Annotated in this window: 10 protein-coding genes and 1 pseudogene; 5 read left to right on the forward strand and 6 right to left on the reverse strand. The window is 59.4% G+C overall.

Annotated features, from left to right (window positions below):
• Positions 1 to 64 precede the first annotated feature (64 nt).
• Together B0G81_RS03225 and B0G81_RS03230 are read right to left on the reverse strand one after the other, a co-directional pair.
• On the reverse strand, positions 65 to 991 hold the full coding sequence (locus tag B0G81_RS03225; RefSeq protein WP_012428924.1) for an amidohydrolase family protein: 927 nt from the start codon (positions 989 to 991) through the stop codon (positions 65 to 67).
• Positions 991 to 1,947, reverse strand: coding sequence for an amidohydrolase family protein (locus B0G81_RS03230; protein ID WP_134133501.1), 957 nt, complete (start codon positions 1,945 to 1,947; stop codon positions 991 to 993). Before B0G81_RS03230 ends, B0G81_RS03225 begins: the two co-directional genes overlap by 1 nt.
• 241 nt (positions 1,948 to 2,188) lie before the next feature.
• Here B0G81_RS03230 and B0G81_RS03235 point away from each other — a divergent pair, with 241 nt between their 5' ends.
• A complete protein-coding gene (locus B0G81_RS03235; RefSeq protein WP_134133502.1) occupies positions 2,189 to 3,076 on the forward strand; it encodes a LysR substrate-binding domain-containing protein in 888 nt (295 codons plus the stop codon).
• Here B0G81_RS03235 and B0G81_RS03240 read toward each other — a convergent pair.
• Positions 3,073 to 3,969 (reverse strand): LysR substrate-binding domain-containing protein, encoded by an 897-nt coding sequence (locus B0G81_RS03240; protein WP_134133503.1) that lies wholly within the window; start codon positions 3,967 to 3,969, stop codon positions 3,073 to 3,075. The genes B0G81_RS03235 and B0G81_RS03240 overlap by 4 nt on opposite strands.
• A gap of 154 nt (positions 3,970 to 4,123) precedes the next feature.
• On the opposite strand from B0G81_RS03240, the gene B0G81_RS03245 reads away from it, so the two are divergent.
• Together B0G81_RS03245 and B0G81_RS03250 are read left to right on the forward strand one after the other, a co-directional pair.
• Positions 4,124 to 4,651 (forward strand): (2Fe-2S)-binding protein, encoded by a 528-nt coding sequence (locus B0G81_RS03245; protein ID WP_134133504.1) that lies wholly within the window; start codon positions 4,124 to 4,126, stop codon positions 4,649 to 4,651.
• The gene (locus tag B0G81_RS03250; RefSeq protein WP_134133505.1) at positions 4,652 to 6,910 is read left to right on the forward strand and encodes a molybdopterin cofactor-binding domain-containing protein; all 2,259 of its coding nucleotides are present in this window, start codon (positions 4,652 to 4,654) and stop codon (positions 6,908 to 6,910) included.
• Between the two features lie 183 nt (positions 6,911 to 7,093).
• On the opposite strand, the gene B0G81_RS03255 is transcribed toward B0G81_RS03250, so the two are convergent.
• On the reverse strand, positions 7,094 to 8,536 hold the full coding sequence (locus B0G81_RS03255; RefSeq protein ID WP_134142978.1) for a diguanylate cyclase: 1,443 nt from the start codon (positions 8,534 to 8,536) through the stop codon (positions 7,094 to 7,096).
• Between the two features lie 451 nt (positions 8,537 to 8,987).
• Here B0G81_RS03255 and B0G81_RS03260 point away from each other — a divergent pair, with 451 nt between their 5' ends.
• Both B0G81_RS03260 and chrA read left to right on the forward strand, forming a co-directional pair.
• Positions 8,988 to 9,950: a chromate resistance protein ChrB domain-containing protein gene (locus B0G81_RS03260; RefSeq protein WP_134133506.1), complete on the forward strand. Its 963-nt coding sequence runs from the start codon at positions 8,988 to 8,990 to the stop codon at positions 9,948 to 9,950.
• Positions 9,951 to 10,064: 114 nt separating this feature from the next.
• Positions 10,065 to 11,408 (forward strand): chromate efflux transporter, encoded by a 1,344-nt coding sequence (chrA, locus tag B0G81_RS03265; RefSeq protein WP_134142979.1) that lies wholly within the window; start codon positions 10,065 to 10,067, stop codon positions 11,406 to 11,408.
• Between the two features lie 41 nt (positions 11,409 to 11,449).
• Here chrA and B0G81_RS03270 read toward each other — a convergent pair.
• A pseudogene (locus tag B0G81_RS03270) lies at positions 11,450 to 11,731 on the reverse strand (M24 family metallopeptidase); the annotation flags it as partial.
• Between the two features lie 110 nt (positions 11,732 to 11,841).
• Positions 11,842 to 12,675, reverse strand: a complete 834-nt coding sequence (locus B0G81_RS03275) for an AraC family transcriptional regulator (protein ID WP_134133507.1) — start codon at positions 12,673 to 12,675, stop codon at positions 11,842 to 11,844.
• Positions 12,676 to 12,682 lie beyond the last annotated feature (7 nt).

Below are 12,682 nucleotides of genomic sequence, written 5' to 3' on the forward strand. Positions count from 1 at the left end.
AGCAACAGAGGCAGGCGCGGCGCGAACCGCGCCTGCTTTCTTTCGAACGATCAATCAGTCAGCGTTAAGCCGGCTGCGTGACGTCATTCACATAAGTCGCCTTCAACCGCTTCTCCGCTTCGGCGAGATCCTTCGGCGGCTTGGTCGGCTCGATTCCGACCAGACGGGCGATGTTGTTGCCCATATAGTCTTCGAGACCGTCCTCGTCCAGATTCATGCCTTGCGGCGCGGGACCGCACAGCATTTCCAGTTCGCGCAGCCACATGCCCGGTTCGTTTGGCGGCGAATCCGTGCCGAACACGATCTTGTTGCGCGGCAATTCGCGAGCGAATTCGACGATGCGCGACTGATAGCACCAGCCCGATTCGCAATACACGTTCGGCGTATCCATCGCCATCCAGAACGCTTCGAACGAATAGTTGCCACCCGTCTGAATCCCGAAGTGACCGATGATGAAATTCACCATCGGGAATTCGCGGATGATCGGATAGAACTGCGTCGGAATCGTGTACGGTCCATCGCCGGTGTGAATCAGCACGACCACGCCGAGCTCCGCGCATTTCTTCATGGCCGGACGCAACCAGTCGAGCGCGCGGTCCGGCCGGTAGCCGTGCATGTTCGCGTGCAGCTTGAGCATCTTGAAGCCGTATTCCTTCACGTGGAACTCGAGTTCCGCCGCGCCGTTTTCCGGACCCCAACGCGGGTTGTACGTGAAGTTGCCGATAAAGCGATCCGGGTACTTCTGCGTCAATTCGGCGATATACGACATGTAGTCGCGAATGCCTTCACGACCGCGGCGATTGCCGTCGCGATAGCCGGTGTTGCCCGGCGGCGGCTGAATGAAGCCCATGTCGATCCGGCGCGGCTTGCCGTTGATGATGTACGGACCGTCCATCATCTTCAGCAGGCGTTCGCCGGTGAATGGCTCCCCGGTATGACGCCACGCTTCGTCGACGAGATTCGTGGGATGCAGATGGGTGTCGATGATCATCAGCGGGCTCCTGCGTAGTCGGCCTGGCCCGCGTGTTTCTTCGCGGTGCCGGCGTAGTGTTTCAGATAGGCTTGCGCTTCTTCCACGCTCTTCGGCGGCGCGCTCGGCTCGATGCCGATCATGCGGGCGAGGTTGTTGCCGAGATAGTCCTCGAGCGTGTCTTCGTCGAGATTCAGGCCTTGCGGCGGTTCGTGACACAACACTTCGAGCAGGCGCAGCCACATGCCCGGCTCGTTCGGCGGCGTGTCGGAACCGTAGAGAATCTTGTGCGTGGGCAGTACCTTCGCGAATTCGACGATTCGCGATTGCAGGCACCAGCTCGATTCGCAATACACGTTCGGTGTATCGAGCGCCATCTGGTACGGCTCGAAGCAATACACACCGCCCGTCTGCACACCGAAGTGCGCCATGATGAAATTCACCGACGGGAATTCGCGAATCAGCGGATACCACTCGCTCGGAATGCTGTATGGGCCGTCGCCGGTATGCAGCTTCACGAGCAGGCCGAGGTCCGCGCATTTGCGCAATGCGGGGCGCAACCAGTCGAGCGCGCGGTCGGGACGGTACGCATGCATGTTGGCCTGCAACTGCACCATCTTGAAGCCGTGTTCCTTCGCATAGAACTCGATGGCTTCAGCGCCGTTCTCCGGACCGCAACGCGGGTTGTAGACGAAACAGCCGAGCAAACGGTCCGGATACTTCTGAACGCATTCGACCGTGTACGCCATGTAGTCGTCGATCGACTCGCGGCCCGAGCGATCGCCGTCGGTCCACGTGTAGATGGTGTTGCCTTGCGGCGGCTGGATGAAGGCCTTGTCGATGCGGCGAGGCTTGCCGTTGATGATGTAAGGGCCGTCCATCACTTCGATCAGACGCTCGCCGGAAAATGGCTCGCCGTCATGGCGCCACGCGAGGTCGACCAGATTGGTCGGATAACAGCTAGTGTCGATGATCATGTACTCGATCTCCTTGAGAGGAACTGGTGTATCCAGTTGCCGGATCGCGGGCAGGCGCATCGATGGAACCCAGCCCGTTGGGCTTGCCCATGCGGCCCTTTGCAAGACGCTGTTTTTGAGCGCCTTCCCCTCGCCGGCATCGAGTGTCACACTGATGTGCACTGCTGCTTGCGATGCAGTCTCACAAGATAAAAACGCTCTGTACAATATTTTTTAACCACGATCTTGATACGTTTGCGATATGGACATCCGGCTGTTGCGTTACTTCGCGGTGCTTGCCGACGAACTGCATTTCGGCCGGGCAGCCGCGCGGCTGCACATTTCCCAGCCGCCGCTGAGTCAGCAGATTCGTATCCTCGAAGAAGAGATGGGCACTGCGTTGTTCTCGCGCTCGCAGCATCGTGTCGAACTCACGGAGGCAGGGAAAACACTTAAAGAGCAGGTGCCGTTGATCTTCGCGCAGTTCGAACGCGCGATCGATCTGACACGCTGTGCGGGACGCGGCGAAGTGGGGAGCCTTGAGATCGGCATCATCAGTTCCGCGATGGTCGAGCCGATTCCACACGCGCTACGCGTATTCGCGGAGAAACATCCGCAAGTACGGTGGACGCTGCACGAGATGACGCCGGCCGCGCAGATTCTCGCGTTGAAAGAGCGGCGGCTCGATGTGTGTTTCTTCCGCGTCTCGCACGACGACCCGGAGATTCGCAGCGAAGTGGTGATGCGCGAGTCGGCGGTGGTGGCGCTGCCGTTGGGGCATGCGCTTGCGTCGCGTGGGGAGATTGCGTTGCGGGAGTTGGAGGCCGAGCGTTTCGTGTCGTTTGGTTTGCGGCAGTCGCAACTGGCGCGTTTTCTACAGGACTGTTGCGTCGAAGCAGGGTTTACTCCGCGGATCGAACAGGAAGTGGTCGAGGTGCACACGCTGTTGTGCCTCGTGCGCGAAGGCTTGGGCGTGGCGCTGCTGCCTTCATCCGCGCGGCAGTTGTCGACAGGAGGCGTTGCGTTTGTGCCGGTCGCTGCGCCGCGTCCCGAAGTATCGCTGCACGCGCGCTATCGTGCCGAAACGCCTTCACCGGTGCTGTCGCTGTTTCTCGATACCGTGCGGGAAGTGGCGGCCAGTACGACCTAACGCGTGCTGTTGGTTTGCGCGACCAGGTTGCGGATCACGTCGATTAACGGCGCCACACGCTCGGCTTTCTCGCGCGGCCAAACGGCGTAAAGGTTGTAGTGCGTTGGAATTTCCACTTGCGTGAGTTCGACCAGATCGCCGTTGCGTTGCGCGTCGGCGGCGAGCAGGCCGCGTGCCAAACCTGCGCCCACGCCCGCGCTCGCGGCTGCGATCAGCCCGGCCGCGTTGTCGAAAACCGCTACTGCGTCGGGCTCGACCTCGGGCAAGCCCGCAGCTGTGAGCCAGGGAATCCACGAGCGCTTCGTATAGCCTAGCAACGGCAAATCCAATAGTTGCTCAGGCGTGAGCGGCACGCTAAGCCCGCGTGCCTGTAATAGCGAAGGCGAACCCACCGCCGTCAAACGGTCGCCGCAAATCAGGGCGTTTTCGAAGCCATCCCATTCTCCATATCCATATCGCAACGCAATATCCACGCGCTCGAACGCGCTGCGATCGTGGCGCGGCGTGGACAACACCGTGAGCGATGTGCCCGTCAGCGCGCCGAGCAACGTGGGCAAACGCGCCACCAGCCAGCTCTGCGCGAGTTCGGGATCGACGTCGAGCGTGATGGACTGCTTGACCGTCCGCTCTTTTACCGACGACAACGCGCGATCGATCTGCTCGAAGCCATCCGCCAACTGATTCGCGAACAACACGCCCGCATCCGTCAGCACCACGCGGCCGCTTTCGCGTACGAAAAGCGGTTGGCCGACGAACTCTTCGAGCGTGCGGATCTGCTGGCTGATCGCGCTATGCGTGAGCGACAACTGCCGCGCTGCGCTCGAAAAGCTGCCGACGCGCGCGGCCTGCAGAAAGGCTTGCATCGACTGAATGGACGGATAGCGCTTCAACATGGTGTTAGCCGGACTTACAGGCGGTGGAAGAAATGGTCGCTGGCGTTGCGCTTAACGGCTTTGAATAATGGCCGCAAGCGCGCGGCCCTTATCACGCATCGACGCATCCACTCATGCATGCGCCGCGCCGCACAACACATTCAGGAGACAGCGCATGATCGAGATCGTGGTCAACGACACGCGGCACTCGCTCGACAATGTACCGGAAGACATGCCCCTGTTGTGGGTGTTGCGCGACCGGCTCAAATTGACCGGCACGAAATTCGGCTGCGGCGGCGGCTTTTGCGGCGCGTGTACGGTGCATCTGGAAGGCGAGGCAGTGCGCTCCTGTTTGCTGCCCGCTGTTGCCGTGGCGGGCAAACGCATTACGACGATAGAAGGGTTGTCGAAGGACGGCCGGCACCCGCTGCAACTCGCGTGGATCGCGGAGGATGTGCCGCAATGCGGCTACTGCCAGTCCGGCCAATTGATGCAGGCGGCCGCGTTTCTCAAGGACAAGCCGATCGTCAACGACGAAACCATCACGGCGGCAATGTCGGGCAACATCTGTCGATGCGGCACCTACTCGCGGATTCGCAAGGCGATCAAGCGGGCGGCGTCGGGCGATCCGGCGTTGGCGACGGTGGATATGCCTGAGTGCGCAGCGGCCTGCTTGTCCTATGTCACGAACGAGGAGGCCTGAATGCGCAACGACAAAGAGGTGTTGACCGGTGGTCATGGCGCTGCGCGTCGGCGGTTTATTAAACAGAGTTCGGCGTTGGTGGCTTCCGGGCTCGCAATCGGCTTCCAGTTGCCCGAAGCGTTTGCCAAGGGCGACGACAGAAGCGGCGATCCCAAACCGCAGGCCGGTGAATTCGAACCGAATGCGTGGGTGCGCGTGCTACCGGACGATACGATCAAACTCGTCGTCCATAAACACGATTCCGGCACGGGGACGCGTACCGCGCTCGCTGCGATGGTCGCGGAAGAACTGGACGTCGATCTGTTTCGCGTCGATGTGATCACGCCGGAGAATCCGTTTTACGGCGACTACATTCATCCGTTGTGGAAAGTGTTTTCGACGGGCGGGAGTACGAGCGTGTCGTTGGAATACGAGCGCTTGCGACGTGCGGGCGCGACGGCCCGCGCCATGTTGATTGCTGCTGCAGCGAAACAATGGAATGTGGCGCCGTCGACGTGTTCGACAGAAAACGGCTTCGTGGTCGATAAGGCCAACGGCAAGCGTGCGAGCTATGGGTCGCTTGCGCAGGTCGCGGCGCAAATGCCCGCGCCGAAAGACGTTGTTTTGAAAGATCCGTCGCAGTTCAGGTACATCGGCAAATTGCGGAATAAGCGCGGCGCTGCGGAGAAGGCGAGGGGCGCATTTCCGTACAGCATCGACGTGTCGTTGCCGGGCATGCTGGTCGCGGTCGTCGCGCATGCGCCAGTGATCGATGCGCGTGTGCGCAGCGTGGATGCTGAGGCTGCGTTGGCCGTGCCGGGCGTGCGGCAGGTGTTGCAGATTCCTGGCCGGCCGGACATTCTCGGCGGCAATCAGGCGGGTGTCGCTGTGTTGGCCGATGACTACTGGTCCGCGCATAAGGGGCAGGCGGCGTTGCATGTGGAGTGGGAAGACAGTCCGCTGGAGACTTTCGATAGCAGCACGCTTGCTGCGCGTCAGGCGGCGTGGCTCGATGATCCTGCGGCGCGGGTGGTGCCGACTATTCAGAGTGGAGATTCGAAGAGCGCGTTTCCGCACGGGGCGCGGGTGATTGAGGCTGCTTATTCGATGCCTTATAAGGCGCAGTGTCCGCTTGAGCCGATTAACGTGACTGCGTGGGCTAAGAAGGACGGTTCAATTGAGTACTGGGGTGGGCTGCAAGTGCCGTCGACGGTGCAGGAAGCGGCTGAGGTGATCGGCGGTATTCCCACGAATCGTGTCGTGCTGCACGAGCTTGTTTCAGGTGGCAGCTTTGGGTCGCGTGAGTCGAAGTACTGGCTTTTTGAAGTGACGTGGCTCGCGTTGAAAGTCGGGAAGCCGGTCAAGTTGATGAATAGCCGTGAAGATGAAATGCGGGCACTTCATTACCACTCGGCGAGTTTTCATCGGGCGAAGGCTGTGCTCGATTCGCGCGGGAATCTGGCGACGTTGCAATTGCGCGCGGTGATGCCTGCTTCGCCGGAACAATGGGAGCCTGGGTACTTCGATCGGCCGGATCGGATGGATTACAGCACCACGGAAGCGATCAGCAAGTATGAGTTTGCTTATGGGGCGCCGCATGTGGATATTGGTTGGGTGCGGCATGAGACGGGTGTGCCGACTGGCTGGTATCGGGCGGTGAGTTATATCCCGAATGTGTTTGCGGTTGAGTCGTTTATGGATGAGGCTGCGCATGCGGGGCATCGGGACCCCGTTGAGTTTCGGCTCGCGCATATGAAGGATCCGAGGCATCAGGCTGTTTTGCGGGAGGCGGCGAAGCGGGCCGGGTGGGGGCAGGCGCTCCCTGCCGGGACTGCTTTGGGCGTGGCGACCAATCAGGCGTATGGCAGTTATGTGGCGGTGGTGGCGCGGGTGACTCGGAAGGGTGGTGGCGTTGTGATTGAGAAGCTGACTTGCGTGGCGGATTGCGGGTTGGCGGTTTCGCCTGGCGGGGTCGAGGAGCAGCTTTATGGTGGCTTGATGTGGGGACTAGGGCATGCGACCGCGGATCGGGTCGATATTCGGCACGGGCAGGTGCAGCAGAAGAACTTCGATACGTACCGGGTGATGCGGATGAGTGATATGCCGGAGGTCGATGTTTTTATCGTGCAGGGAGATACGTCTAAACCCGGTGGCGTGGGGGAGTTGTCGAGTCCTTCGGTGGCGCCGGCGGTGGGGAATGCGGTTTTCAGGCTGACCGGGAGGAGGGTTAGGGAGACGCCTTTTGATCTGGTGAAGATGGCCGGGAAAGCGAAGGCTTGAGAACGAGGCCGGTCGGTCACATTGCGATATCCCAAGGGATGATAGCTTGCGTAATGGGATCGATACCTTGCTGTCCGCATGTCGGTCTAAACCGGCGCTCGCCGTTCATCCGCCGTGCGGCTCAGATCGGCGTTTTGCTGTCATTCGCGACGCGACGCGGACAGCCGCAGTCGAGGCGTGCCGTCAACTCTGCGGTTGGTCCTGTGGAACAATATCGCCCGCGGCGACGACGGCATTCCTTCCACTCCTTTTGGCCGCGTACAGCGCCAGATCAGCTGAATTCGTCAATTCATCTAGTGACGATGGAAGTGAGCGTCGACCAGTCGCGCATCCAATACTCACCGTGAAATGTGGAATTGCTTCGAATGGTATTGCCGGAGGACCACAGTCAACTTCCTGACGGATAGCTTCAGCGATCTTAAGTGCTCCCGCTTTGTCCGTATGGGGCAGCACGACAACAAACTCTTCCCCGCCATATCGCGCAGCGAGATCGCCACGACGACGCACGTGTCGATTGATACATTCCGCGAGATGTTTCAATGCAATATCACCTTGCGCGTGACCGTGCCTGTCGTTGTATTGTTTGAAGTTATCCGCATCGACGAACAGCAGCGACAAAGAACCATCGCTGCGCTGCAGTGTTGCCCACTCGTTTTCGAGGGCATGGTCGAGAGCACGGCGGTTCTTGAGCCCTGTAAGCGAGTCGGTTCGCGTTAGCTCCTTGAGCAGTACCTGAGCCTTTGCGTGGTCCCGCAATGCAAAAGCAAGGAGCCAGACCACCGCGCAGAACGCAAGGCTAACAGACGACGCGGAGATTCCGACTATCCATGTCAGTCGTTTCCAGGAAGCCAGTACGTCAGTTTCCGCCGGCGCGACAACGGCGATAAGCGGCGTTCCGGGAACCCGCTGGAATGTATATAGGCGCACGACCCCGTCCGAGATCGAGGGGGCAGCATAGAACCCGGAATCATGGTTGACCATACGCGGAAACGTCGGTGACTTACCCACGTTGACCAGCCTGGCATTGCTCATTGCGGGATTTCTGGCCACCAGCGTACCGTCCGTGCGAACGATCGCAGTGACACCGTTTGGCCCAACGTCCAGTTTTGCGAGCAGTTGATTAAAGTATTCGACGTCAATGGCAACAATCGCCACTCCGGCGAACGACCCGTCTGGCCGGTTCATTCTTCGCGTCATCGCAATTGACTGCGCCCCTGGCCGCGACCGCGGCCGGTAGACGGATGACACATAAAGGCCAATATTCGCCGAATTGCGATGTGCAATGAAATAGTCACGGTCGCTGAAATCCCAATTGTGGGCGCGCGAGCAGCAGCCGTCGGTCAGATGACCCCGATCATCTGTGATTCCCATGCCGGTGACGTACTCTGCAGCGGTTCGATCAAACAGCAATTCGTGACGTAGGTCCGGATCCATAGCTTGGATGGCGGGATTGTTCCGCGACGCTACCAGAGTGCGAAGGGACGTGTCAGACGTTTCAATGGTCCGGGCGATGTTGCTGACCAGAACGGCGGTGACGTTTCTGGACATTTCATGAGCATGTTCGACAGTCGTGTCACGAGCGGCCAGAAGCGTGAGCGCGCTGATTGCCATTACGGCCACTGCCATCAGGCTGGCTAGAGCACCGACGATCAAGGGATGTCGGCCCGCGAGAACAGCCAGTTTTCCGGTGGTGATAGAAACAGACACGTTAATGTTGTCGTGAGAACACTCGGTCCATACGTCGTCGTCGCGTAGTCGTGGCGAGAATATCGACTTGGTGCAGCGGCAAAGGATTGCCCGAGTGTCGTGGCTAGCCGCTGACTGGGTTTACGGCAAAGGCAGTAAAAAGTAGAGGCTACGGCACTTCTGCAGGACAATTTTACCGCACCCGCTGACGGCAAAAATGGCCAGTAGCGCAATTGGAGCACTGCGCCCGCAGGCTTGCGGTCACTCGGACTCGGCTCGAAAAACAAGCTATCGACCGATTCTAAAAGAGCTACGACCGAGCGCGAGACGCTACCAAGACAGAATTAAAATATATTTGTATCGATATCAACAAGCATGTAGATTACGTTACATGAATGAATTCACCGACTGGCTGCTGCTCGTGCTGTCGCTGCCGACGGACAGTGCGACGGCGCGCATGCGGTACTGGCGCGCGCTGAAGGCAAAAGGCTGTGCGGTCCTGCGCGATGGCGCGTATCTGCTCCCCGTGTCAGGAGAGGCGGGGATGGCTGAAATGTGTGATGGCATCCGACAGGCAGGCGGGGCCGCCTATTTGATGTGGTTTACAAGCCGCGACGCGTCACAGGAACAGCAATTTCGGACCCTATTCGACCGCGCAGACGACTACGCGAATTTTCGGCGGTCCGTAGAGGATGCCCAGAAAACGCTTGCCAGCATCAGTCTCACCGAGGCCTCCAGGCTCGTGCGCAAGATACGTAAGGAATTTGAAGCGATTGCAGCAGTTGACTTCTTCCCCAACGACTCATTGGTTCGAGCGCAGTCCGCCTGCCACGACTTTCTCGAAGCTGCGGAAGCCGTGTTGTCTCCAGGTGAGCCACACGAGAGCGAAGGAGCCATTCGCCCCCTGAATCATGACAAGTTTCAGGGGCGCGTTTGGGCGACCCGTCAACATCTTTGGGTTGATCGGGTGGCCAGCGCGTGGCTCATCAAACGTTTTGTTGATAGCAACGCCCGGTTCCTGTGGCTTGCTTCCCCGGGTGACTGTCCTGAGGACGCTGTAGGGTTCGACTTCGATGGCGCGAGTTTCTCGCACATCGATGGCCGCGTGACCTTTGAAGTGCTCGCTGCCAGTTTTGGCGTCGATAGCGAGCCTGGGATGACGGGACTCGCGAACATGGTTCATGCGCTCGATATCGGTGGCCTCGTCGTACCGGAGGCCGCCGGCTTCGAGGCAGTCATGACAGGTGCACGAGAACGCGGCCTGGGTGATGACGACCTCGTTAGCGAAATGGGTCGTGTGCTGGACTCTTTGCTCGCACATTTCGCCGCAACTGAAAAGAGTACAGCTAGATGACGTAGCGCTCGTCCCGACCGCGCCATTGCTCTATTCAATCCAGTCGCACGCCGCAGTCAACAAGTCGAGGCGAAGCCAAAAATGAAACACAGTCAGTTAGAGCATGAGGATGACATGGCTACTACTCGAGAGGCGCCGCCCGAGTCAGTCAGCTTCCGGCGGGCGTTCTGGTATTGGCTTCGCCTTGGTTTCATCAGTTTTGGTGGACCTGCGGGGCAGATTGCCATCATGCATCAGGACCTGGTCGAGCGGAAAAGGTGGATTTCCGAAAAGCGGTTTTTGCATGCTTTGAACTACTGCATGATTTTACCTGGCCCGGAGGCACAGCAACTCGCCACGTACATCGGTTGGTTGATGCACCGGACATGGGGCGGCGTCATTGCCGGGGGTCTCTTCGTACTGCCGTCCCTCTTCATCCTGATAGCGCTTTCATGGATCTACACGGCATTCGGCAGCGTGCCTGCAGTGGCTGGTGTGTTATACGGCATCAAGCCGGCCGTTACCGCCATTGTCGTGTTCGCGGCTTACCGCATTGGCTCTCGCGCCTTGAAGAACGCCTGGTTATGGGCAATTGCAGCGGCCGCGTTCCTCGCCATTTTCGTATTGAATTTGCCATTTCCCGTTATCGTCCTGGTCGCGGGCATCATCGGTTACTTTGGCGGTAAATATGCCCCGACCAGGTTCGCTGTTGGCGGAGGCCACAAAGCCGGTGACACCGCTTTTGGCCGCGCAATCCTCGACGACGACACACCCACGCCCAGACACGCGCTCTTCACGTGGAGGCGCTTTGTTGTGGTGTTTGCCGTCTTTGTTCTTATCTGGCTCGTCGTCATCGGCACGCTAACCGTCTTGTATGGCTGGAGCGGAACGTTCACGCAAATGGCATGGTTTTTCACTAAAGCTGCGTTGCTGACGTTCGGCGGCGCATATGCCGTTCTTCCTTACGTCTACCAGGGCGCGGTCGACAACTATCACTGGCTGACCAGTCTTCAGATGATAGACGGCCTCGCCTTGGGCGAGACGACACCGGGACCGCTCATCATGGTCGTCTCCTTTGTGGGATTCGTCGGCGGCTGGACCAAGGTCGTGTTCGGCCCAGACGCCGCACTTGCGTCAGCAATCGTCGCCTCTGTCGTCGTGACGTTCTTTACTTTCCTTCCATCCTTCTTGTTCATCCTGCTCGGCGGCCCATTCATCGAGACGACTCACGGCAATCTGAAATTCACAGCGCCGCTAACTGGCATAACTGCAGCTGTAGTTGGTGTGATCGTGAACCTCGCCGTGTTCTTTGCCCTTCACGTGCTATGGCCACATGGGCTGCACGGCGGCTTCGACTGGCCATCGCTGGTGATCGGCTTGAGCGCAGGCGTAGCCTTGTTTCGATTCAAGGTCGGCGTGATATCAGTCATTTTGACATGCGGCCTCGTGGGTCTCGCGTTGCGGTTGTTTCTGTTTTAAGGAATGCGAACCCAATGCGGCTCACGGCCGTCAAGCTATCAGCCTTCCTGCAACAACACACCCGTCTGCGGCTTTCCCCAATGCAACACTTGCGGTTCCTCGTGCATTTCACGCCCGATGCCATGTCCGCAATATTCCCGAACGACCGAATAGCCATTTCTGCGAGCGTGCCGCTCGATAGCATGACCCACATCGCCAAGTCTGGCGCCGGGGCGAACGGCCTTGATCCCTTTCCACATCGCTTCGTAGGTCACTTGCACGAGCCGTTTTGCCAGTGGAGACACCTCTCCCACAAGATAGGTCTTACTGGAATCCGCGATGTATATGAGCGGACACATCGGTCGCATCGCGCTCATCCTTCAGCCGATAGCGCGCTTACCGACGACCCACCCGCCACATGCATCTGCATCGCCGGGACGAGCGGGCGGGTTCCTCAGTTCTTCAACGGCAGCCAGATCTCAAGCCCGCCCATCCCGCTGACGGGATCGAACTTCTCGTCATAGCGCTCAAAATTCGGCGCATCGGCAGGAATATGTCCCGATGCCGGCAGCCACTGATTCCAGATCGTATTCCAGGTGCGCCGGATAGTCGAAACATGCTCGCGATGGCTGAACACCGCATACCGCTGCGGCGAAATACGCAAGCGGCTCAGATCGGCAGGTAATGCCGAGAAGTCGCTGACTTCGACGCCGCACAGATAGTCGATGTTGCCGCTGTCGTCCGCGTTATAGCAAACGCCATAAGCCACATCGCCGACTTGCCCCGGCACTTTGCCGAAGTAGTCGCCAAAACGCTGCCACTGCGACGGAATCGCGGCACAGGTTTCGCTGGTGTAACGCTCGCTCAGGCCCGCGACGAGAAACGCTTTGCCGTCTTCAAAGCGCGGCGGTTCGAGATGGGTAAGCAGGGTTTCGTCCATTTTGATCGGCTCCACGAGGGCGAGATTGTCGAGATGGCCACGCGCGCGCAGCGCGTCGGGCGTGAGCCCGAATTGATCGCGAAACGCACGCGTGAATGCCTCGTGAGAGCCGTAGCCGGCGTCGATGGCGACCGCGAGGATATCCGGTGCGCCGCTCGCCAGCCGACGCGCCGCTTCGCTCAAGCGACGCCCGCGTACGTAGCGCATCACCGAAAACCCCGTGGCCGCTTCGAAGGCGCGCGCCAGGTGAAAACGTGACACGCATCCGCAGTTAGCGATGTCGTCCAGCGTCAACTCGTGGGCAAAGTGGCTTTCGATAAACCACAGCGCTTTTCCAACCGGGTTCATATGGCTC

The organism is Paraburkholderia sp. BL6665CI2N2 (genome assembly GCF_004366535.1).
In the GTDB taxonomy this organism is placed as follows: Bacteria; Pseudomonadota; Gammaproteobacteria; order Burkholderiales; family Burkholderiaceae; genus Paraburkholderia.